Raw genomic sequence first — 279 nt, forward strand, 5'->3', positions numbered from 1 at the left:
GGCGCCATCGGCGTCGAAGCTCGGGTATTGCATCATGCAGCAGTCCGGGGCTTGGCCTTGCGCCGTGCGGCGGGCAGGGGTTGTTCACGAGAGGCGGTCTTGTCGGCGGCACCTTCCAGCTCGCGCAGCATGCGTGCGACGCGGTCCGCCAGTTTCTCGGTCGAGAGTTTCTCGCGGAAGCGTTCCACCATCAGCGGCAGCGCAAACGGGGTAGGGCGCTCCAGTTGCACCAGCGTCATGGTGCGCGCCCGCAACTCGGCGAGGGTGCTGCGCAGGCGC

At 68.5% G+C, this 279-nt stretch carries 1 protein-coding gene; it reads right to left on the reverse strand.

Annotated features, from left to right (window positions below):
- Nucleotides 1-32: 32 nt before the first annotated feature.
- Nucleotides 33-279, reverse strand: a 247-nt coding sequence (locus ACZ3GY_RS23805) for a hypothetical protein (RefSeq protein ID WP_465912194.1), incomplete at its 5' end; no start/stop codon positions are given.

Source organism: Pseudomonas sp. PME37.24/006, from assembly GCF_055556635.1.